The organism is Streptomyces sp. NPDC093260, assembly GCF_040683715.1.
GTDB lineage: Bacteria > Actinomycetota > Actinomycetes > Streptomycetales > Streptomycetaceae > Streptomyces > Streptomyces sennicomposti.
The window spans coordinates 1-20,868 of the sequence record NZ_JBFBEK010000019.1; the positions used below are offsets into that span (position 1 = coordinate 1).

A 20,868-nucleotide genomic window follows, 5' to 3' on the forward strand; every position below is an offset into this window, starting at 1 on the left:
GGCGTTGACTTTTGGCACGCTGTTGAGTTCTCAAGGAACGGACGCTTCCTTCGTACTCACCCTCTCGGGCTTTCCTCCGGGCGCTTCCCTTCGGTCTTGCGTTTCCGACTCTACCAGATCTTCCCGACCCGATTTCCTCGGCGCTTTCCAGGTTCCCGCTTCCGCGTTATCCTTTCCGGCGGTTCCGACTTTATCAGATCTTTTCTCGACCTGATCCCCGGTCAGCGGGGCCGTCTTCCCGGCCCGTTGGGCCGTTCCGACGAGTGAGACTTTAGCGGATTCCGTGTCCCCGAGCGAATCGGGGACTGCGTTCTCGCGAACGCGGATTCCTCATTCCGTGAATACACGCGCCCATGAACACGACGGCAGACGTATTGCACGACTGTCGCCGAAAAGGCCTGAGTACTTGCGGAATGGCTGCCCGGGGACCGACCGGAGTCGGGCTCTCACGTCGGACAACTCGAAGTACCTTACGGATCGCGGCGAGGTGTGTCAACCCCCCGCAGGGATCGTTGTGCGGCGGCGTGCTGCCGGGCGTCACGGGCAACTGGGCCGCCGGGCGCCGGGGCGAGGTCGTGCTCGGCGTTTTGGCCACCGCTCCGGGTCGATCGCCACCGCGGGCCGTCCGGCTGAACGGCACCTCAGTCGTCGGCGTGGTTCATCCCCGGCCGCGCGGCATGTGCGCCTGCTGTGAGTATGTGTAGGTACGCGTACTCATATCGCGCTAGCGCAGGTGCCCGCGCCTTCGGTGTCTGATACACCTGTCGCCGTTGTCATGTCTTCGCCGACCGGCGGGGGCGGAACCCGTGTACGCGGGCGGGCCAGGGGTGGGGACGAACCAATGACGTATCGGCGCGTGCTCGGACCGGCGCTCTTCGGATCGCTGTTGCTGGCTGGACTGCTCTGGTGGGCGGGTTCCGGCGCTCACGCACTCAGTTTGCCCGGCGCCACGCGGTTCTTCGGCCCCGACCAGGCGAACCGTCTGCTGGCGTGGACGACGCCGTGGTCGACGGACCTCCCGTCCTCGAACCGGTTCGCCGATCCCGCCGGCGCGGTCGGTCACGGCGTGGACTACGCGGCTCTGCGGCAGACCGCGATGCGGGTGCGGTACGCCGCGCTCGTCCTCCTCTTCCCGTGCGGCGCGCTGCCGCTGCTGCGCCGGCTCTCGGGCCGCGGCGCCGGGCGCGCGGCGCTCTGCGTGGCAACCCTGTGGGGATGGGGCGTCGTCGCGGCCATGCTCGCCGTCGCCGTCTCCGCGCCCTGGATGGTCGCTTCCGGCGGATCGGCGGCCTTCCGGCTGCTGCCCCACCTCGCAAGCTTCATGTCCCAGGGCCGCGAACTCCCGGTGGGCGCCGCCTTGGTGGCCGCGGCGGCGGCCACAGGTCTCATGGCACTACTGCGGCGCGAGGCGGCGTCGGAACCACGCCCCGCCGTGCCGGCCACGGCCACCGCGCGGTTCGCCGCGACCGCAGGTTCCGCCGTGGTCGCCTTCGCCCTCGTCGTGCTCTCCAACGACCGGGTGGCCGGGCACATCCAGACCGCGTTCGGAGGCGGCGGGCGGCTGTCCGAGCCCGGTGACCTGGTGCGGCAGTGGGTCCAGCTCAGTGCCTGGACCACGCCCACCGGCTCCGCCTTCGGGCACTGGCTGCTGTACCGGCTCGGCGATGTGGCGCTGCTCGTCGTGGTCTGGTGGGGGCTGCGGCTGCTGCTGGTCCGGCTCGACCGCGTGACCTACCCGGCCTGCGCGCTCGGCGGCGCCGCCCTCACCACCCTCGGCGTGGTGGTGGGCGAGCTCTGGACCTCGCTGCTCTCCTACCAGGGGAGTACCGCCGGGCCCCTGCTCTACTACGTCTCCATCGGTTCGGGTGTGTCCGCGGCGCTCGTCTTCGGCAGCCTCGCCGGCTGTGCCGGTGCGCTGACCGTACGGCTGCGCACCCGACCGCAACCGCCTGCGCCGGCCGCGGTGCAGGCCCAGCCCGTCTGACCGGTCCGGGTGGGTCCCGGGTCCGGTACCCGGGTACTGGTCCCGGCGACCTGCTGACTCGGGCTTCCGGGGTGGTGGACGGCCCGCGGCGCGTCCGGAGCCTCCACCGCTCCTGAACACCGTCTCGCCCGGGGTCAGTCGGCGGCGTCGGCGGGGCTGCTGTGGTCGACGGCCTCCTCGGCCTCCCAGCGCAGCAGGTCGCCCCGCTGGCACTCGAGCGCCTCGCAGAGCGCGGCGAGCGTCGCGAAGCGCACCGCCTTGGCGCGGCCGTTGTTGAGCACCGCGAGATTGGCCGAGGTGATCCCGACGCGTTCAGCGAGCTCACCGACGGACATCCTGCGTCTGGCCGGCATCACGTCGATGTCGACGGCGATCGGCAGCAGATCACCTCGTCCAGCTCGGCCCGCATCCGCGCCGCTTCGCCGTCGCGTGCGACGGCCTGGGCGAGCAGCGTCCGCAGTAGGAGCACGATGAGCGCGGCCCCCAGGACGGCCAGACCGATGCCGCCCATGATGGGGGTGACGCCCGGGTCGTCCCGCTGGCCGGGCGCGTTGACGGCCGTGACCGCCCACCACAGGAGGGCGGCGGCGACGATCGCGCCGATGACGCCGTCCACGTACCGGACGGCGGCGTGGGAGAACACGGTCACGCGCCGGACCATCGACGCCGGCCGCCATACGCGGGCCAGGGCGACCTGGACCGTCACCATCCCCAGGGTCGTGATCAGGGGCAGTGCGGTCAGCGGGAGCGTTCCGTCCACCGGGTCGCTCCCGCGGGCCAAGGACCACACCATCCCCGATGCGCGAACACGGTGCCGTGGAGCACGACCACGAGCACGGCGCGCAGCGCGCGCACTGTCAGCTTTCCCATCACTCGCCCTTCTCACGACCAGCGACAGAAACCTATCGACTTTCGATCGAGGGGGGCGAGGGCGGTCGCACCGGTGGGGGCCCGGTACGACTGTGGTCGGGCCCCTGTACCTGCCGCCCGTTCCCTCGACGGTCGGGTCCCTGGGCCGCACCGGGAGCCCGCACGTCGTCGCCGCGACCACTCTCGCCTTCCTCGACGCCATCCTGCGGCACTCATCCGGCGACCTGCCCCGCGCCCTGTCGGCCTACGGTGACCTCACCGTCCGCTCCCCGGGCGACAGATGCTGATCGGCGCGGAGGGCCCGGGCGATCCGGACGGTCAGGCCCGAGGCTGCGGGACGAGGTGTGGCTGAGCGAGGCGCGGTTCCCGTGGCCGGCGGACCGGCCGGTCCACTGGACGCGCCGGCGCAGGCCCTCCGGTTCAGTCCGTGGTCAGGAACGCGCGCAGGTCCGCGTTCAGCCGGTCGGCGTGGGTGGCGTACAGGCCGTGGCCGCCGTTGTCGTAGACCTTCAGGACGCTGTCGGGCAGGAGCGCGGCGCTGCGGCGGCCGGTCACCTCGATGGGGGCCGAGGTGTCGTGGGTGCCGTGCACGACGAGCACCGGAAGGTCGATGGCCGGCAGTTCGGCGGCCACGTGCACCTCGCGGACCACGGCGTTGACGGCGTCCGCGGCCCGGGCGGTGGAGGCCATGCAACAGTCGACGGCGTAGCGGAGGTAGGCCGGCGAGACCTCGTTGCCGGATGCGTGCAGGCCGAAGTACTCGTGGGCTCCGCCCTCGTAGAACGCCGCCCGGTCCCGGCGGATCACCTCGTGGGCGGCCCGCAGGGTCTCGAAGTCCACACCGTCCGGGTTGTCGGCCGAGCGGACCACGCCCGGTGCTATCCCGGCGACGAAGGCCGCCCGGCTCACCCGGTCGGTGCCGTGCCGGGTCAGACAGCGCACGATCTCCGCGCTGCCCAGCGAGTGGCCGACGAGTGCGACTTCCCGCAGGTCGAGGTGTTCCAGCAGCCCGTTCAGGTCGTCGGCCAGCGTGTCCAGGTCGAAACCGCCCCACACGTCCTCGGAACGGCCGTGCCCGCGCCGGTCCATGCCCACGCAGCGGTGTCCGCTCTCCGCCAGCGGCAGCATCTGGAACTCCCACATCTCGGTGCCGAAGTAGGCGCCGTGCACGAACACCACCACGGGGCCGTCGGCCGGTCCGTAGTCGGCGTAGTGCAGGCGGGCGCCGTCGACGGGGCTGGTGAAGTACGGCATGGAGACCTCCCGGGGTCCGGTGACGCGGCGCGTCGAGCGGGTACGTCGTCCATGGTTCCGGGGCGCGGGCCGCGGGTCGATTACCCGCCAGGTCATGCCGGAGCGGGGACGGTCGCCCACCGCCCGTGACGCGTCGGTCGCCCCTGCTCGGGGCCCGCTGCGGGCGTCCGCTCCGCCTCAGCGGCGGTGGACGCTGACGGCGTAGCCGCCGCCGTCGTACGGGTCGGCGTCCCAGGTGGCGAAGCGGTCGACGGGGGTGAGGCCGGCCGACGCGCAGCAGTCGTCGTACTCCCGCAGCGTGAGGCCGGGCGGCACGGGCAGGTGGGCCTCGTCCAGGCCGAAGCCGGCGACCAGCAGACCGCCCGGCCGCAGGGCCGCGGACAGGCGCGCGACCACCGCGGCCTCGGTGCCGGGGGCGAGCAGCGGGAAGATGTTGCCCGCCGCGACGACCAGGTCGAAGTCGCCGGGGATGCCGAGCCGGGCGGGATCGAGCTCCGCGAGATCGGCCTGGAACCAGGGCAGGTGCGGCGCCTGTTCGCGGGCCACGGCCAGCATCGACGCGTCCAGGTCGACCCCGACGCAGTCGTAGCCGAGTTCCGCGAGCCGGATCATGACCCGTCCGGTGCCGCATCCGGCGTCCAGCACGCGCGCCCCTGCCGGCGCCAGGGCCGTGCAGAACCGCGCCTCCCCGTGCACGTCCTTGCCTGTGCGGGCCAGGGCCTCGAACCGTGCGGCGTAGTCCTTCCCGCGCTTTCCCCCGGTCAACTGCGTCCAACGGCTCATGAGGCCCAGCGTAGGCCGACCGGTGGCCGCCGGAGGACGGGGCGGCCGAAGCGGCCGAACCGGCCGGACCACGCGCACCCCCCGGAACGGGGGAACCCGCCACTCACCGGGCGTTCGCCTCCGGCTCACTCGGACCACCGTGCGAGGTCGGCCGGGTGTTCCCCGGGGATGCGAGGTTGCGGAGCGCCGAAGCCGCCGACGGCGGTCGGGAGCGACGATCCGGGAGGCCCGTCTTGAAACGCACCACCCATCTGTTCACCGTCATGGCCGCCTCCCTGGCGCTCGGACTCGTGTTCGCCCCGGGGACCGCTTCCGCCCGGGACCGGCAGGACGCCGCGTCCGCCGGCCGGGATCTCTACGGTACGAAGGCCCCCTACGCACCGCGGGGGGCGCCGAGCCGGTACCAGCGAGCGCCGCGGGGCTTCGTGCCCGTCTTCACCCAAAGCGTCGCCCGTCATGGCTCCCGCGCCATGGCGGACAGCGAGGACGGCGACGCGGTGCTCGCCGTCCTGCGCAGAGCGCGGGCGAGCGACTCCCTCACCGCGCTCGGTGCGCGCCTCGGCCCGCAGGTGCGGTCGCTGCTGGCCGCCGCTTCCGCCCTCGGCTACGGGAACCTCTCGGAGCGCGGCGTGCGGGAACACCGGCAGATCGCGCTGCGCATGGAGCGGCGGCTCCCGTCGTTGTTCCGCACGATCGCCGCCGGACACGAGCCCGTGGTGGTGGAGACGTCGGGGGTGCCGCGCGCCGTGGCCAGCGCCGAGGCGTTCACCGGCGGTCTGGTGGCCGGCGAGCCCGGGCTGACCGGCCTGATCGAGGCCCCCGTCACCGACAAGGACCTGCTGTACTTCCACAAGCAGCCCCAGAACGCCGGCTACCGGGAGTATCTGGCGCACGACCCGGACCTCGCCGCGGTCCTCGCCGACATCGACGCCCGGCCCCGAACGGCCCGAACGGCCCGCCACGTGGCCACGCGTCTCTTCCGCCCCGACTTCGTCGCCACGCTGTCCCCCGCCGAGCAGATCTCGTTCGCCCGGTCGCTCCACCGGCTCTACAGCGCCGCGCCCGACCTGAGCGCGGAGGCGCCGGACGTCGATCTGCGCCCCTATCTGACTCCTCGGGACGCCCGGTGGTTCGCCTACCTCGTCGACGCCGAGGAGTTCTACGGCAAGGGACCCGCCTTCGCGGGCCGGACCATCACCTACGGCATGGCCGGTGTCCTCCTGGACGACCTCTTCGCCCAGGTCGAGGCCAAGGCCGGCGGCACCGGCGGCACCGGCGCGGTGCTCCGCTTCACCCACGCCGAGGAGATCGAACCGCTCGCCGCCCTGATGGGGCTGCCCGGCAGCACCGAGGCCGCCGCGCCGGACCGTCCGTACACCTACCGCGACAACCCGTGGCGCGGGGCCGAGGTCGCACCCATGGCCGCGAACATCCAGTGGGACCTGTACGCGAGCACACCCGCCTCGGGTCGGCCCGGGAAGCCGGCCACCTATCTGGTCCGCATGCTCTACGACGAGAAGGAGACCGCCTTCAAGCCCTCCTGCGAGCCGGTCGCGAAGGGCAGTTACTTCTACGCCCTCGATGAGCTGGAACGCTGCTTCGGCCGCGGGTGAGCGATGCGGCGGCCGCCGTCGGGCGAGGGCCTTCGGAAGCAGTTGCCTACTCCAAAACGGTACAGGCAGCCCTAAGCAGCATAAAAGCTGATGAAAGTGATCATACTTCCGGTGGCTGAAATCTTCGGCCGGCAAGCACATCTCTGTGAAAAGGGAGAGGCAATGCGCAAGTTCCAGAAGGCCGCTGTCGTCGTGGCCATGCTCGGCAGCGTCGGCTTCATCGGTGCCGGTGCGGCTCAGGCTCACGGCGGCGACGGCGGTGCGGCGTTCGACATCAAGCAGAGCCAGACCTGCACGGGTCAGGTCGACTCTCAGCAGGGCCTCATCAACGTCCAGGACCTGGGTGTCGCCGCCAACGTTCTGGGCATCGGCAACCCGGTCGGCAAGGTCACCTCGGTGGTCTGCCCCTCGTCCATCGGCTGAATCTGACGGGACGAACCGCAGAAGCCAGCGGTGTGGAGAACGGCCGAGCCCTCGCACAGCGGGGCGCGGCACCACACCGCTGCTTCTGGTGTGTGCGGGGCGGAACGCGTCCCGCGTGCGGGGCGAGCGGGCGCGTGGTCAGAACCAGTGCAGGCAGTGCGGGGCGCGGTCGCCCCGGAAGAGGGCGTCGGCCAGGGCTGCCGCGCCCGGGCGGTGGGCCCGGATGTGCCCGGCCCGCACGAGTGTGCTCGGGGCGGTGCCGCCGAGGTACACCGAGCCCAGGTCGCGCACGTCCAGGGACAGGTCGGGCTCCCGGTCCGTCGGGACGCAGTCGGCCTTGCCGTCCCGGACGCTCAGCAGATGGCGGCCGTGCTCGCCGAGGAACGGGTCCTCGACGTCCAGGACGAGTTCGCCGTCCGTGAACCAGCCGCGCGCGGTCAGCGCGCGCGGGACGTCCAGCAGCCGCACCCACAGCCAGTCCGTGTCGCCGCTCAGCTCGCCGGCGCGGAAGTCGGCGAGCTGCCAGCGCAGCGGGTGCTGGGGCGGGAAGTGCTGGAACACGACCTGGGTGACCAGGTCGTGGCCGAGCACGAACCGGGCCAGGGCCGTGAAGACGGCGTCGTCGGTGGTGATCGTCTCGTCGACCGTCAGGGTGCCGCCGTCGCCGAGCGAGTAGCTGGCGTAGCCGTCCGGGACGCCGTCGGCGTCCCGGTGGACGGCGATGTAGCGCGGTGCCGGGGATATCGGGGGCCGGCCCGCGCGCAGGGCCCACCAGCGGTGCGGCCGGGACAGCGCGCCGGGCTGGGCGCGGCGGTACCGGTCGTAGACCTCTTCCAGGATCTCGCCGCACTCGGTGCGCCGCAGCACCTCGACCGAGCCGTTGTCCTGGCCGGTCGCCGGCGGGTCGGCCGCTCCGCGCGCCCGGGGAAGGGCGAGGCCGGCCTTGTCGCGCCGCAACGTCAGCCGCTGCGTGTAGGTGGCCGGTCCGTAGCCGAATCTGCCGTAGATCGGGGCCTCCGAGGCCAGCAGCACGGAGAGGAACTCCCCGTGGGCGCGCAGTCCGGTGAGCTGATGGCGCATCATGGCGCTGAGCACGCCCCGGCGCCGGTGCGTGGGCAGGACGCCGACGGCCGTCACCCCGGCGGCCGGGACGAGGGTCCCACCGGGCAGGGTGAGCTCGAAGGCGTACGTGGCGGCGGTGCCGACGGGCCGCTCGTCGGCCGTCAGGGCGAGGACGCAGCGGTCCGCCTCGAGCGCCGACCACCAGAGCCCGCCGCCCTCGACCGGGCTCTCCGGGAAGCGCCCGAAGGCGGCGTGGACGGTGTCGACGAAGACGTCGAGGTCCTTGTCGGTCGTGGGACGGATCCGCATCGCTGCCGCTGCCTCCTCGTGCTGCCGGGCACCACGGCTCCGCTGCCCGGAGACAGTGCAACCTCACACCGTGGCCTGGTCAAATGAATTACGGCTCGGCTGCATCACGGCTCGGCGCGCGGCCGGTCATGGCACAGCCCGCTCCCGGTGCGGTGCCGGGCGTGAGCGCGGCGGTCCGAGCGGTCGGCGGCGCGGGTCTCCGGGACGGCCCGGCCGCTGCCGTCAGGGACCCGGCCGCCGCGGTCCGACAAGGCCCTGGTAGAGGGCCAGGCGTTCCTGGGACCCCTCCTCGGTCTCGGCCAGCGCGGCGTCCCACTCCTTCTTGATCTCGTCCAGGAAGGCGCGCCAGTCGCCACTGGCATGCTTCTGGCCCAACTCCCCCAGCTCGACCAGTCGTTCGTTCTTGCCCAGCCCGCCGGAGCCGACCTTGTCGCCCTTGTGGCCGTGCAGCACCGACTCCGGGTTGGCGGTGGCCTCGGTGGAGCGGAAGTCGTGCTGGTAGCCCACGGGGCTGACGGCGTGCGGTGCGAGGGTCTCGATGCCGATCTGGAGCGAACCGTCCTTCTTCGTGGTCGGCCGGTGGTGGACCAGCAGCATGTGGCCGTGCGACCCGTCCGGCAGCACCACGTCGCCGTTCCAGTCCCTGGAGCCGAGACCACCGCCGGAGATGTTCTGTCCCCACAGGTCCGGACGGTCGGCGCCGACGGACACCGCGTTGGTGAGCGACGCCAGCAGGCCGCCCTTCTCCTTGAACGTGCCCGGCTTGCCCTCCTTGTTGGGCCCGATGGAGGTGCGGTGCGTGGCGAAGCCCCGGTCGATCACGTCCCCCGCGCGGGTGTTCGTCCGGTCGTCCTGGGTCACCCCCAGGAACTGGGGCAGTGAGTAGGCCGGTGCGCTCGCGGAACTCAGCGCGGGGATGCGGATGTTGACCCGGCCGCCGTGGGCGAGGGCGCGGATGACGTCCTTCTCGTGGTCGGCCACGTGGGCGCCGGCCTCCGGGTCGTACAGCTTGAGGCCGTGCTGGAGGATGAGGAGCACTTTGGTGAGCATCTCGCGGGCCCGCATGTCCTGGCCCGCGAAGTCCACCGCGGTGCTCCCGTCCTTGCCCTTCGCGGGGGCGGTCCCGGGGATGCCGTCCGGGTGCAGGCGCTCGGGCGCGATCCCCGCCGGGTACAGGGTGTCGACGGCCGTCGCCCGGATCTGCTCGTCGCGCTCCCGCTCCAGGTCCCGCTTCTCCTCCGGCGAGGTGGCGGGCGCCTGGGTGAGCATGAACCGGCCGAGCGTGTAGTCCGGCGAGATCGGCGTGTCCCGGCCCGCCTCGCGTACGGCGGGGTGACCGGCGCGGACGGCGAGGGTGGCGGTGAGCACGCGTTTTCCCGAGGGAAGCCTGAGCCAGTCGTCGAAGCGTCCCCCGGTGTACTTCTCCGCCTGCTCGTAGGTGCCGATGCCCACCTCGTCGAGCCACTGCGCGTTCACCTCGGAGAGGTGCCTGATGTCGTCCAGCTCCTGGTCGTTGAACACCTCGCCGCGCATCACCCGCCGGTCCAGGGTCTTCCTGAGCCGGGCCGGCCCCTCTGCCATCCACTGCTCGGGCCACCAGGTGCCCGGCGCGAAGACGTTCTTCTTCATCCTGCTCTGGACCGTGTGCTGTTCGATCGACCGGCTCAGCCGGGCGATGGCCTCGGCGCCCTTGACCTGCCGGCCGGTCCGATCGGCGGTCGCGGTCTCCGGGCCGGCCACGGCCGCCGACGGGGTGGCCCCGTCGGCCACGCGCTGGAGATGCCGGACCCACGCGGTGTTCATGGTCGTCGGCGGCTGTGTCCGGCGCGTGGTGCCCGATGTCCGCTCGCCGGCCTTCGGGCGCTCCCGATCGACGGAGTGCACAGGCGGTCCTCTCTGGCGACTCGGCTTTCCTGCCCCCTCGTTGTAGGCGACGGCCGCGTGGCCGGGGAAGGCCCTAAGGGGCAGGATCCGGTGTCCCCGGAGCCTCATTCCCGGCGGCCGGCCCTCGTCCCAGCACGCGCAGCACGGCGGCGTTCCCGGCCGCGCCCTGGAGATGGGTGAGCCGGGCGGTCACGGAGACCTCCGGGGCGGACCGCGCGATCCTCCTGTGCGCACCCGGCCGTGTCCCGGTCCCGGCCGTCGGGCCCTCCATCGCCCCCACCCCCTCCGTACCGCCGTCGCAGGGCGTCACCGAGACCGTACGCCCGAACCCGCCGGCCGTCCGGCGGCAGGGCGGGAGCGCCTGCTGCCGGCAGCTGTCGCCCCCTGTGTCCCCCTCCGTCCGCTCCCGCGGCGAGTGCCGGCGGCCCGGAGTCCGGGTCGCGCGCCACCGTCGTGTCCGTGACCGGGTACGACGACCACCCGGGCCTGCGCGCGGTGACCGAGGTCCTGGCGCGCCCCGACGGCCATGTCGCCCGGGCCGCCCGCGCCACCGACCCGGAGGCCCGCCGCGCGCAGCGCCCGACGTCCCTCACGGCGTGGGCCGGACGCGCGTCATGGCGTTCCCCGGGCCGGCGGTGGGGCCCTGGCCGGCCGGCAGCCGACGGAAGACGCCCCCTCCCCGCAGGACTGTCGCCGCGTTCCGTCACGCCGCGCCCGCTGCGGGAGGTCCCGGCCTCAGACGCGGTCCAGGCCCCACGTCTGAAGGGTGTAGGGCCGCCCCTTCTCCTCGCCCGTGATCAGCGGCACGTCGAGGAGCCTGAAGCCCGCCTTGGTGGCGACGGCGACGCTGGCCGCGTTCTCCGCCTCCAGTTCCAGGATCACCTGCCGCGCGTCCAGTTCCTCGAAGGCGTACGCCGTCATGACGCGCACGGCCCGTACCGCGAGGCCCTGGCCCCGGTGCGCCGGGCCGATCGCGTAGCCGAGTTCCGTGCCCTCGGGCGCGCGCCGCAGCATCACCTCGCCGAGGGGTGCGCCGCCGTCGGCCGTGACGGCGAGCAGCAGGGCCGTGCCCTCCGCGCGCAGCCGGCGGTCCTTGTCCAGCCGGGCGCGGGCGGCCTCCTCGCCGAACGGGGAGACGACCGGGGTCCAGTAGGCGATGTCCGGGTGGTCGAACAGGGCCGGCATGGCCGGTACGTCCGTCTCCGTCCAGTCGCGCAGGACGATGCCCTCCCCCGTGAGCCGGACCCGCCGGGGGAAGGGGGACGTGGTGCCGCTCATCGTGAAGGACCTCCCTGGCCTGGTCGAGCGAGGCAGGATATCCGGGCGCGCGGTCAGGGAGTGCCGGTGCATTCCGGGACCCCGCCGTCACTTCCCGGGCGCCCCGGTCGCCGGGGTTCGGCGCCCGGCTTCGCGTCGCCGCCGATTTTCGTCAGCAGTCCCAGCAACGCCTCCCGTTCGGTCGCCGTGAGGGCCTCGAAGCACTCCGCGAGGACCGAGTCGGCGACCTCGTGGCCGGCCCTGAGGACTCGCTCCCCTTCGGGCGTGAGGTGGTGTTCGATGCGCCGGCCGTGTCCGGGGCGCCGGTCGACGAGTCGCTGGGCCACCAGTCGTCCGGCGAGCGTGCCGAAGGCCTGCTCGCTCTGGAACGTCGCCGCGGCCAGTTCCCGTGCGCTGGCGCCCGGCGTGCGGCTGATCGCGCGCAGCGCGTCCCACTGCGCGAGCGTGCTGCCGACGGAGGCGAGACGGCTGTCCAGCGCCCGGTGCTGACGGTACTGGACGGCCTTCACGGCCCTTCCGAGGATCTGCAGTTCGACGGCCATGCTCCCAGGCTAACATCCCGACTAAGCTTGCTTATATAAACATCCTTAGTTAGTGTCCTCGGCATGACACAGCCGACACTCACCGCTTCCGGCCCCGCCACCGGCCGCCCCGTCCTCGTCCTGCACGGAGGCGGCGGCCCGGCCACCGTCGCCGAGCACTTCTCCGCGACCGCCCGCGTCCTGCTCCCCACCCATCCGGGCTGGAACGGCACGCCCCGCCCCGACGGCTTCACGCGCGTCGCCGACCTGGCCGCCGCCTACCTCCGCCTCCTGCGCGACCACCGCCTGTCCGACGTCCTGGTCATCGGCTCCTCGCTCGGCGGCTGGATCGCCGCCGACCTGGCGACCGCCGACACCGAGGGGCTGATCAGCGGTATCGCCCTGATCAACGCGGTCGGCATCGAGGTCGAGGGCGCACCGGTGCGGGACTTCTTCGCCCTCGACGCGCGAGGCGTGGCCGAGTACGCGTACCACGACGCGGACCGCTTCTACGTCGACCCGGCGGCCGTCCCCGCCGGGCAACGCGCCCTCGTCCAGGCCAATATGGCCAGCCTGCGCCTCTATTCGGGCGGACCCGCCATGAGCGATCCCACCCTCCGCCCCCGCCTCGCGTCCGTCACCGTCCCCACGCTCGTGCTGTGGGGCGGGAGCGACCGCATCGTGACCCCGGCCTACGGCGAGCAGTACGCCGCGTCGTTCAAGGACGCCCGCTTCGAACTCATCGCGGAAGCAGGTCACTTGCCCCACCTCGAACAGCCGGAGCGCACCTTCGCCCTGCTCGACGACTTCGCCGCGCGCACCACGCGCCGCTAGGGTCTTTCGCCACAGGAACGGCGGCGCCGCTGGAACGGCACGGCGCGAACGGCGCCCGTCCCCGTCACCAGAACTGGCGGAGGTTGAAGCTTCTGAGGGAGACGTGGCTCGCCGGATCGGTCGAGCTTCTGGCGTACAGGAGCGGCATCGCGGTTCCGGCGGAGCCGTACGCGGCGTTCCACGCGAGCCACTGGTAGGCGTCCCAGCCCCGTTCCATGCCGATTCCCACGCCGTCCCCGCCCATGGTGGTGAGCGCCAGGCGGTGGTGGAAGGCGACGTCGTGACGGGCCCGGACCTCCAGCGACCGGCGCTGGTGGCGGTCGAACCAGTGGAGCGCCGACACGCCGCGTTCGCTGGGATGTTCCGAGTCCTTGTGGAGCCGGAGCAGCCGGTCGACGTCGAGCGGCGCGTCCCGCAGGAACCGCGCCATCTTCCCCTTCGCCTCCTCGACGGCCGTGTCCAGCGTCCCGCCGCGTCTCCACCTCGGATCGGCGGGGGCACCGGACCAGTCCGGGCCGAACACCTCTTCCATGTCCCGCTCGACCGCCTCGCTGAAGGGGTCGAGCGGAGTGAACCGGAACCGCGTCGCCGAGAGGGCGTCGTGGTGTGCCAGCACCGTCCTCATGTCGTCCGCGTGCTGGTCGAGGGTGCGGAGGAAGTGTTCCAGTCGCCCTTCGTTCGCGTAGTGCGTGAAGACGAGGGAGTTCACGGTGCTCGCCGCCCGGTCGGTCGCCGTCTGCTGGGAGACGCGGACCGTCCGCTCCACCGCCCGCGAGTTGTCCATCAGCGAGGCGACGAACGCCACCATGCGCTGTGCGCCCGTCGGGCTGACATGGTCGGGAAGGACCGGGTCGCGCACCCCGGCCCGGTGCGCGCACAGCCCGATCTCCACGTCGAGGGCGGCCCGTTCCCGCAGCAGGGCCGAGAGGAAGCGCGCGCCCTCCAGGTAGCGGTTGGCCTCCGGGTTGAACGCGCCGCTCCTTCGGCTGAAGCGGAAGCCGGCGATCACGGCGGGGACCAGCGCCAGCACGCGCGACACGGTGAGCGTGCTCCGATCGGTCCTCGGCAGCCGGTCCAGCAGCTCCCGCGCCGCGATGATCTCCTCCCGCAAGGCGATCTGGCCGCTGGCGGCGTAGATCACCGCACCGATGGCCGCCTCCCACCGGCGCGGCCGCTTGAGTGCCAGGGGGTGGATTCCCGCCATCTCGTCCGGGGAGGGCAGGGGGGCCTCGACGGCCTCCCTCTCCCTGCGCAGGCCGCACAGCGCCGCCATCTCCCGCACGTCGATCCTCGAGCCGTTGTACCGACTCAGCGTCTGCGACCTCGAGAAGTCCCAGAACGTCATCTCCTCGGCCATCCCTGGCACCTTTCCGTTCGTCAGTTCTCGCGCCGTTCGGGCCGTCCGCGCAGGACGAGGACGTACGCCCCCGCCGCCAGTGCGCCCACCGCCGCGCTCGCGCCCCACAGGGTGGCCGGGCCGACGGTCTCCAGGGCGTAGCCCGAGACCACCGGCGCGACGCACGCCGCAGCCGACCAGGCGAAGCTGTACATGCCCTGGTACCGCCCGTGCGCAGGGCCCGGCACCAGACCGGCCACGGCCGCCATGGCGGTCGGGGCCAGCAGGATCTCGCCGACCGTCCACACCACGACGGTCAGCGCGTACACGCCGACGGAGGCCGCCACGGCCGTCAGCCCCAGCCCCGCCCCCAGCAGCAGGGTCCCCACGGCCAGTGGGCCGGCCGGGCCGTGGCGTGCGAGGATCCGGCCCGCCGGGAGCTGCAACGCCACCACGAGAAGGCCGTTGAGGCTGATGACCAGGCCGTAGTCGCGTGCGCTCAGACCCGCCCGGGTCATGGTGAGCGGCAGCGCGGTGCTGACCTCCTGCATCAGCAGCCCGACCAGGAAGGTCACGGCCACAAAGGCCAGGAAGCGGCGCCGCCGCGCCCGTTCCCCCGCTGCCATGCCCGGGTCGGAGCGGTCCCCGGGCCGTGCCGGATCGGGCCGGGTCTCGGGCACGGTGCGGTGCACGGTCAGCGCGCACAGCACCGTGACGGCCGCCTCGCCGAGGAACAGCGGGGTGTAACCGTGCTGCGCCAGCACTCCGGCGAGCGCGGCGGACACCGCCACACCGATGTTGACGGCCCAGTAGACGAGGGAGAACGCCCTGACCCGCGCCCGCGCGGGGACCATGTCGGCCACCGCGGCCTGGACGACCGGCCGGGAGGCGTTGCCCGCCAGGCCGACCAGGCACGCGGTGACCGCGAGCGCCGCGCGCCCCTGGGTGAACGCCAGCGCGCCCGTGCCGGCGGCGCTCAGGAGCTGCGCGCCCAACAGGGTCGCCCGGCTGCCCACCCGGTCGGCGAGCAGCCCCCCGGCCACGGCGCCGACGGCCCCGCCGACGCCGTAGAGGGTGGTGACCAGACCGGCGAAGGACGCCGAGTGGCCCCGGTCGAGCGTCACGTACAGCGACAGGAACACGACGACGAAACCGCCGAGCCGGTTGACGAGCGTGGCGGTCCACAGCCACCAGAACGCGCGCGGCAGTACCGGCCGGGCGGCGGCCGCCGCGCGCGCCGCGCTCCGTGCGTCCGCGGTCACGGTACGACGGACCCCTGCCGCGGCGTCGCGGGCACGGTCGGGCGCACCTGGCCGTACCCGAGGTGGGGGTGCCCGGCGTTCATACGGCGGCCATCGCGTTGCCGATGTAGTTCGGCAGCCCTACGAGCCGCTGCCACAGGTCGTCGAGGCTGACCGGATAGCGCTCGCGGTAGCGCCGGGTCACCGCCTCCACCTCGGCCCACGTGGTCGGTTCGGCACCGCCGTTGTAGTCGGCGGCCAGTTCGTCGTAGAGCGGGGTGCCGGGGCGCAGGAAGAGCTGGTTGAGCCCGAAGTAGCCGGGCAGCGAGGCGGCCCAGTCGACCACTTCGCCGCTCAGGCAGGCCGGGTCGCCGGGCAGGCCCAGCAGGATGAAGGCGAACGGGGTGATCCCGGCCTTCGAGAGCCGGCGGATCGCCGCGTCGATCTTCTCCGCCGGGACGCGCTTGCCGACGCCGGTCTCGGCGACCGCCGGCGACTCGGCGCCCAGCCACATGCCGTTGCAGCCCGCGGCGGCCCACAGGTCCACGTCCTGGCGCAGGACCACCTCCGCCCGGCTCTGGCCGCTCCAGCCGACGCCGGCTCCGGTGAGGTGGGTGCACAGGTCCTTGTAGAAGGTCGGGTGCAGACCGAAGACGTAGTCGAGGAAGAACAGCGAGTCCACGCCGCGTCCGCGCATCGCGCCGATCTCCGCGAGGGTGCGGTCCACGGGCTGCGGGCGCATCCGCGTGCCGAACGGCAGATGGCAGAAGGTGCAGCCGTAGGTGCAGCCGCGCACGCCGAGCACCATGCCGCACGGCCCGCGCCTGACCCGCCCGCCGGTGAACGTCTCGGCCGTGTACGCGGTCAGGTCCAGCAGGTCGTAGGCGGGCAGGGGGGCGTCGTCGAAGACCAGCGGCGGGTACGTCCCGGTCAGCGGCAGCTCGCCCAGCACGGGTCTGCCGCTGAGCAGTTCGCGTACGCCGTGCACCGCCGCCGCGTCGGCCTCGCCGCGTGCCACGTGGTCCACGCCGAGTTCGCGGAGCGTGGCCGCGGGCAGTTGGGTGGCGTGCGGGCCGACGGCGAGGACGGCGGCCGTCGGCCAGGTCCGCCGGACCTCTTCCACGGCGGTGCGCACCGGGCCCAGATCGAGCGGGTAGCACTGGGCGCGGTCGGCGATGGCCGTCACGACGACGGCCACGTCGACCGGCCCGACGTGGGGCGCCTCGTCGCTCAGGCGGCGGTCCCAGACGGCGACGTCCGCCCCGTCCCGCCGCAGCAGGGCGGCCGCGTTGGCCACGTCCAGGGGGAGTTGCAGGAAGTCGCGTTCGAACTCGTCGGCGGCGACGACGAAGGTCACGGTGGTCATGCCGGCTCCGGGGTCATGGGGGCGGACGGATCGGGGGACGGCGCCGACGGCACCCGGGTGACGGCCCCGGTGCGCGCGGCCTCGTACACCGCGAGGACGGTCAGCAGGGCCCTGCGGCCCTCCTCGCCGTCGACGGCGGGCGGGCGGCCCTCGGCGATGGCGTCGCAGAAGTCGAGGAGTTGGTCGCCGTGCGGCGAGGGGAGCAGGCCGCTGGCGTCGCGCTGCTCGGCGGGGGCGGCCGGGCGGCGATCGGCCGCCTGGTTGCCCGCCCCGTAGGCGCCGTAGGCGGAGGTGTCGTCCTGCGGCCCGGCGGCGTGGAAGTAGGCGAGTTCGTCGTTGTCGATGACGGCGCTCCCCCGGTCGCCGTGCACCGCCACCCGTGTGGTGCGCCCCGGGTAGGCCGCGGTCGTCGCCAGCAGGGACGTCAGGGCGCCGCCGGCGTGCCGCAGGCTGGCGGTGACGACGTCCTCGACCTCGATGCCGCGGTGCCCCTTGAGGGCGGTGTGCGCGGCGACCTCGACGACCGGGCCCATCAGCCACTGGATGAGGTCGACCGCGTGCACGCCCTGGTTGAGCAGTGCGCCGCCGCCGTCCAGGGCCCGGCTGCCGCGCCAGTCGCCCGAGTCGTAGTACGACTGGCCGCGCCACAGGGGGACTTCCACGAGTCCGGACGTCGGTGTGCCCAGCTCCCCGGCGTCGAGGGCGGAGCGCAGCATCCGTGCGGCGGGGTCGAAGCGGCGCTGGCTGATGACGGCCAGGGCGCGTCCGGCCCGTCGTGCGCCGGCGATCAGCCGGTCCGCCGCGTGGGCGGTCACGTCGACGGGTTTCTCCACGACGATGTGCTTGCCCGCGGCGAGTGCCCGGAGTCCCAGTTCGGCGTGGAGGCCGCTGGGGGTGCACACGCTGATGACATCGATATCAGAGCGGTTGAGGAGGGCGGACACATCCGTCGCCTCGCTGCCCGTCTCCGTGGCCAGCCGGTGCGCGCGGCGGGGCGAGGGCGATGCGACGGCGACGAGCCGGGCCCGTGCGGCGAGCGGCGGGTAGGCGCTGAGCACCCGGGCGTGCAGGCCGCCGATCACTCCGCAGCCGATGACGCCGAAGCGGAGTCTGCTCATACGGCGCCTCCGCCGAGGTGCCCGGCCGCGGCGGCCGTCGCCCGGTCCCGCCCGAACCGGGCCGCGAGGGCGCTGATGCGGTGCACGGGCCGCAGGTCGACCGGGGGCAGGGGCTGGTCGCCGAGCAGCCGGGCGACCGCGGTGCGCAGGGCGTTGTCCATGGGCGAGTCGTTCACCAGCATCTCCTGGCAGCCGGTGGGCAGTTGAGCCGTCAGCCGGTGGGTGTTGGCGGGCAGTCGGCCGCCGTTCGGCAGGGCGACGGGGTCCATCTCGGCGGTGAACAGCGCGTTGCCCGCCTGGATCTGGGCGAGGCGTCGGCGGCCGCCGGTGGAGTGCCCGAAGGGGTGGGTCCAGTCGGGGGCGCCGATGTCCCCCGGCGGGTCGCCGACGACCGACGAGTACAGTTCCAGTTCGATGCCGTCGGCCGGTACGGCGCGTTCGCGGGCGGCCGTGACGAAGTAGTCGTCGTGGACGACGCCGCGTACGTCCTCCACGGGGCTCTCGACGTAGGCGCGGTAGGTGTCGGGCGGCAGCAGCCGGCTCGCCACGGCCAGCATGTGCGGCCATTCGTAGCCGAAGACGCCGTGGTCGCGGTCGACGAACCGGCCCGCCGCCATGTCGGCGCGCCGGTCCTTGCTGAAGGCCACGCGCACCGCCGTCACCGGCTGGTCGGGCACGTGCTGGCGCCGCAGGTCGTCCAGCAGGCGCAGCGCGTGGGCGTGCCGGTACTGGTTCATCACGACCACGCGCGCCTCGGGATGCCGCTCCAGCAGCTCCAGGAGGCGGGGCACGTCCTGGGCCCGGCAGGCGGGCTTCTCCATGATGACGCGGGCCCGCGGGTCGCGCTCCAGGACGTCGGCCAGGACGTCGACGTGGACCTGGGTGGGTGTGCACAGCGACCACAGGTCCACGGGGCCCGGCACGTCCCGCACGGTGGGGCTGTGCTCGACGGGGCGCAGGCGGTGGGCGCCGGCGGGCGCGGCGGTCAGTGCCGGGTCCACGGTGCACACGCGCAGGCCGGCGGCTTCCAGCAGGCGGTGGTGCAGCCGGCCGGCCACCCCGCAGCCGACGACGCACACACGGGGCAGGTCATTCATGCGCGTCCCCACCGTCCTCGGCGCCCGCTCCGGCCGGCCCGGCCGTGTCGGCGAGATACGTGTCGTAGTAGGCGTCGTACAGTCCGGCGTCGCGCACCACGTCGTCCACGACCCCGAGGTGGATGCCGGGCGTGAGGGTCGGGGCGGAGCGGCACAGGTGTTTGGCGGCGATCAGGGTCGCGGCGCGGTAGGCGTCGTAGCCCCGGTTGGGTATGCCCTCGTACGTGTAGAGGTTCAGCGACCGGCCGTCGCCGAGAAGGACGGCCGAGCGTCCCCCGGACAGGGTGTGGCGGACGCCCACGCCGGGGACGTCCGACCTCTTCGTCGCGACGCGGCCCTCGCTCAGCAGGCTGAAGTCGCGGGTGGCGAAGCCGGCCAGGAGCACGCCGTCGGGCAGCAGGGCCAGGTCGGCTTCGGTGAACGCGTCCTCGCCGGTGGTGCCGACGATCAGGAAGGGGCGGGTGCGCCGCAGCGCCTCATGGGCCGAACGGCCGGTGTCGAAGCCCTCCTCGGCGGCGCGGACGAGGGCGAGTGTGTCGGTGTCCACGACGGTGACGCGGCACCCGGTCGCGCGCAGCGCCCTGGCGACGCGGGCGCCGAGGGTGCCGAAGCCCAGGGACAGCACGCGTCGTCCGACGAACTTCTCCCCAGGCACGATGGCGCGCAGCCGCCGGACGCAGGAGTCGGCGATCTCGTTGTAGGCCAGGTGCGTCTTGACCTGGGAGCGCGCCATGTTGAGGACGGGCAGGCGTATGTCGGCTGCCGCCGAGATGCGTTTGAGGCCGCTGACAGTCAACTCCAGTGCGGCGTCTGGCTGTTCGGTGACCAGGCGGTCGCGTGCGGAGCCGAGGGCGATGATGCCGCCGTCGTCGACCATGAGCACGCGCCGTCCCTCGGCGTGTGCCGCCCGGACGAACGCGTCGACGTCGGCGCCCACGTCGCGTGCCCGGCGGACCTCGTCGTCGGTGGCGGAGCCGTTCACCACGGAGTTGTCGAGGGTGGCGCTGCGGTAGCCCCGGGACAGGAACCAGCCGTGCACGCGATCCCTGCGTAAGGTCTTGTCGCCCTTGTCCAGGGCGTAGATCCACCGCGGTGAGAACCCGGCGCGTTCGGCGGCCAGCAGGAAGCCGACGCTGTTCTCCACGTAGTGGTCACGGAAGATCAGGGCCCAGTCGGCGAGGGCGCCGTCCTCGGTGGCGTAGCGGCGCAGCAGCGGCATCGCCTCCCACAGCGTCGCGACCTCGGCCGCGCTGAAGGCGGCGCCCTCGCTGCGCAGGGCGTCGGCCAGCGCCCGGGCGAGCGCGGCCGGCCCCGGATCGTCCGGCCGGACGCCTTCGGTCAGCACGGCGGCGCGCCAGCGCGGGGTGGGCGGGTCGCTGTGCTCCAGCGAGTGCGGCGCGGAGTCCGGCTCGGGTGTGAACTGCACGGTGACGTAGCCGGCGCCGGTGTCCACGGTGTGCGCGTAGCCGCCGTCGTCGAGGGCGGCCACCTCGTGGCCGTGCGGGCGCGGTTGCGCCGGGTCCGGCCATCGCCTCAGGCGCAGGCGCAGCAGGACCTCCGGGGGCCAGTGGCCGCTGATCACGGTGTGGAGCCGTGCGGTGGCGCCGGCCCGGGGCAGTTCGTCGCCGTTCGGGGAAGTGCCCATCAGGGCGTTGAGCGTCATGTGCACACTCCTTCGTCACCCGCTTCCGGGTATGCGGAATGGCGGGTGTCATCATTGGGTGACTGATATGACGGCGAAATGAATTCCTCCGGCGGGGCCGTCTGTACACGACCTCGCCGGGCAGTGGCCGACCCCACGGCCCGAAATTCACAGGTGGACGCGGAGCGCTGTCGGATTCCTTCCTTCTGCCTGGAATCGCCTCCCAGGCAGAACGGGACGACGGGCGGGCGAG

Annotated in this window: 17 protein-coding genes and 2 pseudogenes; 5 read left to right on the forward strand and 14 right to left on the reverse strand. The window is 73.2% G+C overall.

Going from position 1 to position 20,868, the window contains the following annotated elements; genetic code table 11:
• The first annotated feature begins 937 nt into the window (after positions 1–937).
• Entirely contained in the window at positions 938–1,984 is a 1,047-nt protein-coding gene (locus tag AB0N63_RS23340) for a hypothetical protein (RefSeq protein WP_365531070.1), read from the forward strand.
• A 134-nt stretch (positions 1,985–2,118) separates the two neighbouring features.
• On the opposite strand, the gene AB0N63_RS23345 is transcribed toward AB0N63_RS23340, so the two are convergent.
• Together AB0N63_RS23345 and AB0N63_RS23350 are read right to left on the reverse strand one after the other, a co-directional pair.
• Positions 2,119–2,364 carry a helix-turn-helix transcriptional regulator gene (locus AB0N63_RS23345; protein WP_365531307.1) on the reverse strand — a complete coding sequence of 82 codons (246 nt, stop codon included), beginning with the start codon at positions 2,362–2,364 and terminating at the stop codon, positions 2,119–2,121.
• Positions 2,337–2,854 (reverse strand): annotated as a pseudogene (locus AB0N63_RS23350) (DUF2975 domain-containing protein). Before AB0N63_RS23350 ends, AB0N63_RS23345 begins: the two are co-directional and overlap by 28 nt.
• Positions 2,855–2,940: 86 nt before the next feature.
• On the opposite strand from AB0N63_RS23350, the pseudogene AB0N63_RS23355 reads away from it, so the two are divergent.
• Positions 2,941–3,141: pseudogene (locus tag AB0N63_RS23355) on the forward strand (hypothetical protein); the annotation flags it as partial.
• 133 nt (positions 3,142–3,274) lie between these two features.
• Here the strand turns inward: AB0N63_RS23355 and AB0N63_RS23360 are convergent.
• Together AB0N63_RS23360 and AB0N63_RS23365 are read right to left on the reverse strand one after the other, a co-directional pair.
• Positions 3,275–4,108, reverse strand: a complete 834-nt coding sequence (locus AB0N63_RS23360; RefSeq protein ID WP_365531072.1) for an alpha/beta hydrolase — start codon at positions 4,106–4,108, stop codon at positions 3,275–3,277.
• Positions 4,109–4,285: 177 nt separating this feature from the next.
• Positions 4,286–4,891, reverse strand: coding sequence for a class I SAM-dependent methyltransferase (locus AB0N63_RS23365; protein ID WP_365531074.1), 606 nt, complete (start codon positions 4,889–4,891; stop codon positions 4,286–4,288).
• Between the two features lie 233 nt (positions 4,892–5,124).
• On the opposite strand from AB0N63_RS23365, the gene AB0N63_RS23370 reads away from it, so the two are divergent.
• Positions 5,125–6,504, forward strand: a complete 1,380-nt coding sequence (locus AB0N63_RS23370; RefSeq protein WP_365531076.1) for a histidine-type phosphatase — start codon at positions 5,125–5,127, stop codon at positions 6,502–6,504.
• Between the two features lie 162 nt (positions 6,505–6,666).
• Positions 6,667–6,927, forward strand: a complete 261-nt coding sequence (locus AB0N63_RS23375) for a hypothetical protein (RefSeq protein ID WP_365531078.1) — start codon at positions 6,667–6,669, stop codon at positions 6,925–6,927.
• A gap of 138 nt (positions 6,928–7,065) precedes the next feature.
• Here AB0N63_RS23375 and AB0N63_RS23380 read toward each other — a convergent pair whose 3' ends face one another.
• The 4 genes from AB0N63_RS23380 to AB0N63_RS23395 all read right to left on the reverse strand — a co-directional run bounded on the left by AB0N63_RS23380 (position 7,066) and on the right by AB0N63_RS23395 (position 12,002).
• Positions 7,066–8,298: a GNAT family N-acetyltransferase gene (locus AB0N63_RS23380; RefSeq protein ID WP_365531079.1), complete on the reverse strand. Its 1,233-nt coding sequence runs from the start codon at positions 8,296–8,298 to the stop codon at positions 7,066–7,068.
• A 222-nt stretch (positions 8,299–8,520) separates the two neighbouring features.
• Positions 8,521–10,101: a PE-PGRS family protein gene (locus tag AB0N63_RS23385; RefSeq protein ID WP_365531081.1), complete on the reverse strand. Its 1,581-nt coding sequence runs from the start codon at positions 10,099–10,101 to the stop codon at positions 8,521–8,523.
• Positions 10,102–10,917: 816 nt separating this feature from the next.
• Complete coding sequence (locus AB0N63_RS23390) at positions 10,918–11,460, reverse strand: GNAT family N-acetyltransferase (RefSeq protein ID WP_365531083.1); 543 nt, start codon at positions 11,458–11,460, stop codon at positions 10,918–10,920.
• A gap of 53 nt (positions 11,461–11,513) precedes the next feature.
• Entirely contained in the window at positions 11,514–12,002 is a 489-nt protein-coding gene (locus tag AB0N63_RS23395; RefSeq protein ID WP_365531085.1) for a MarR family winged helix-turn-helix transcriptional regulator, read from the reverse strand.
• Positions 12,003–12,065: 63 nt separating this feature from the next.
• Between AB0N63_RS23395 and AB0N63_RS23400 the strand changes: the two genes are divergently transcribed.
• A complete protein-coding gene (locus AB0N63_RS23400; RefSeq protein WP_365531086.1) occupies positions 12,066–12,815 on the forward strand; it encodes an alpha/beta fold hydrolase in 750 nt (249 codons plus the stop codon).
• A gap of 64 nt (positions 12,816–12,879) precedes the next feature.
• On the opposite strand, the gene AB0N63_RS23405 is transcribed toward AB0N63_RS23400, so the two are convergent.
• The 6 genes from AB0N63_RS23405 to AB0N63_RS23430 all read right to left on the reverse strand — a co-directional run bounded on the left by AB0N63_RS23405 (position 12,880) and on the right by AB0N63_RS23430 (position 20,636).
• The gene (locus AB0N63_RS23405; protein WP_365531088.1) at positions 12,880–14,172 is read right to left on the reverse strand and encodes a hypothetical protein; all 1,293 of its coding nucleotides are present in this window, start codon (positions 14,170–14,172) and stop codon (positions 12,880–12,882) included.
• 20 nt (positions 14,173–14,192) lie between these two features.
• Positions 14,193–15,413, reverse strand: coding sequence for an MFS transporter (locus AB0N63_RS23410; protein WP_365531090.1), 1,221 nt, complete (start codon positions 15,411–15,413; stop codon positions 14,193–14,195).
• Between the two features lie 79 nt (positions 15,414–15,492).
• The gene (locus tag AB0N63_RS23415) at positions 15,493–16,758 is read right to left on the reverse strand and encodes a radical SAM protein (protein WP_365531092.1); all 1,266 of its coding nucleotides are present in this window, start codon (positions 16,756–16,758) and stop codon (positions 15,493–15,495) included.
• Complete coding sequence (locus AB0N63_RS23420) at positions 16,755–17,876, reverse strand: Gfo/Idh/MocA family oxidoreductase (RefSeq protein ID WP_365531094.1); 1,122 nt, start codon at positions 17,874–17,876, stop codon at positions 16,755–16,757. The genes AB0N63_RS23415 and AB0N63_RS23420 overlap by 4 nt, the downstream gene beginning before the upstream one ends.
• Complete coding sequence (locus tag AB0N63_RS23425) at positions 17,873–18,973, reverse strand: Gfo/Idh/MocA family oxidoreductase (protein WP_365531096.1); 1,101 nt, start codon at positions 18,971–18,973, stop codon at positions 17,873–17,875. The genes AB0N63_RS23420 and AB0N63_RS23425 overlap by 4 nt, the downstream gene beginning before the upstream one ends.
• Complete coding sequence (locus AB0N63_RS23430; protein WP_365531098.1) at positions 18,966–20,636, reverse strand: hypothetical protein; 1,671 nt, start codon at positions 20,634–20,636, stop codon at positions 18,966–18,968. The genes AB0N63_RS23425 and AB0N63_RS23430 overlap by 8 nt, the downstream gene beginning before the upstream one ends.
• Positions 20,637–20,868: the final 232 nt, after the last annotated feature.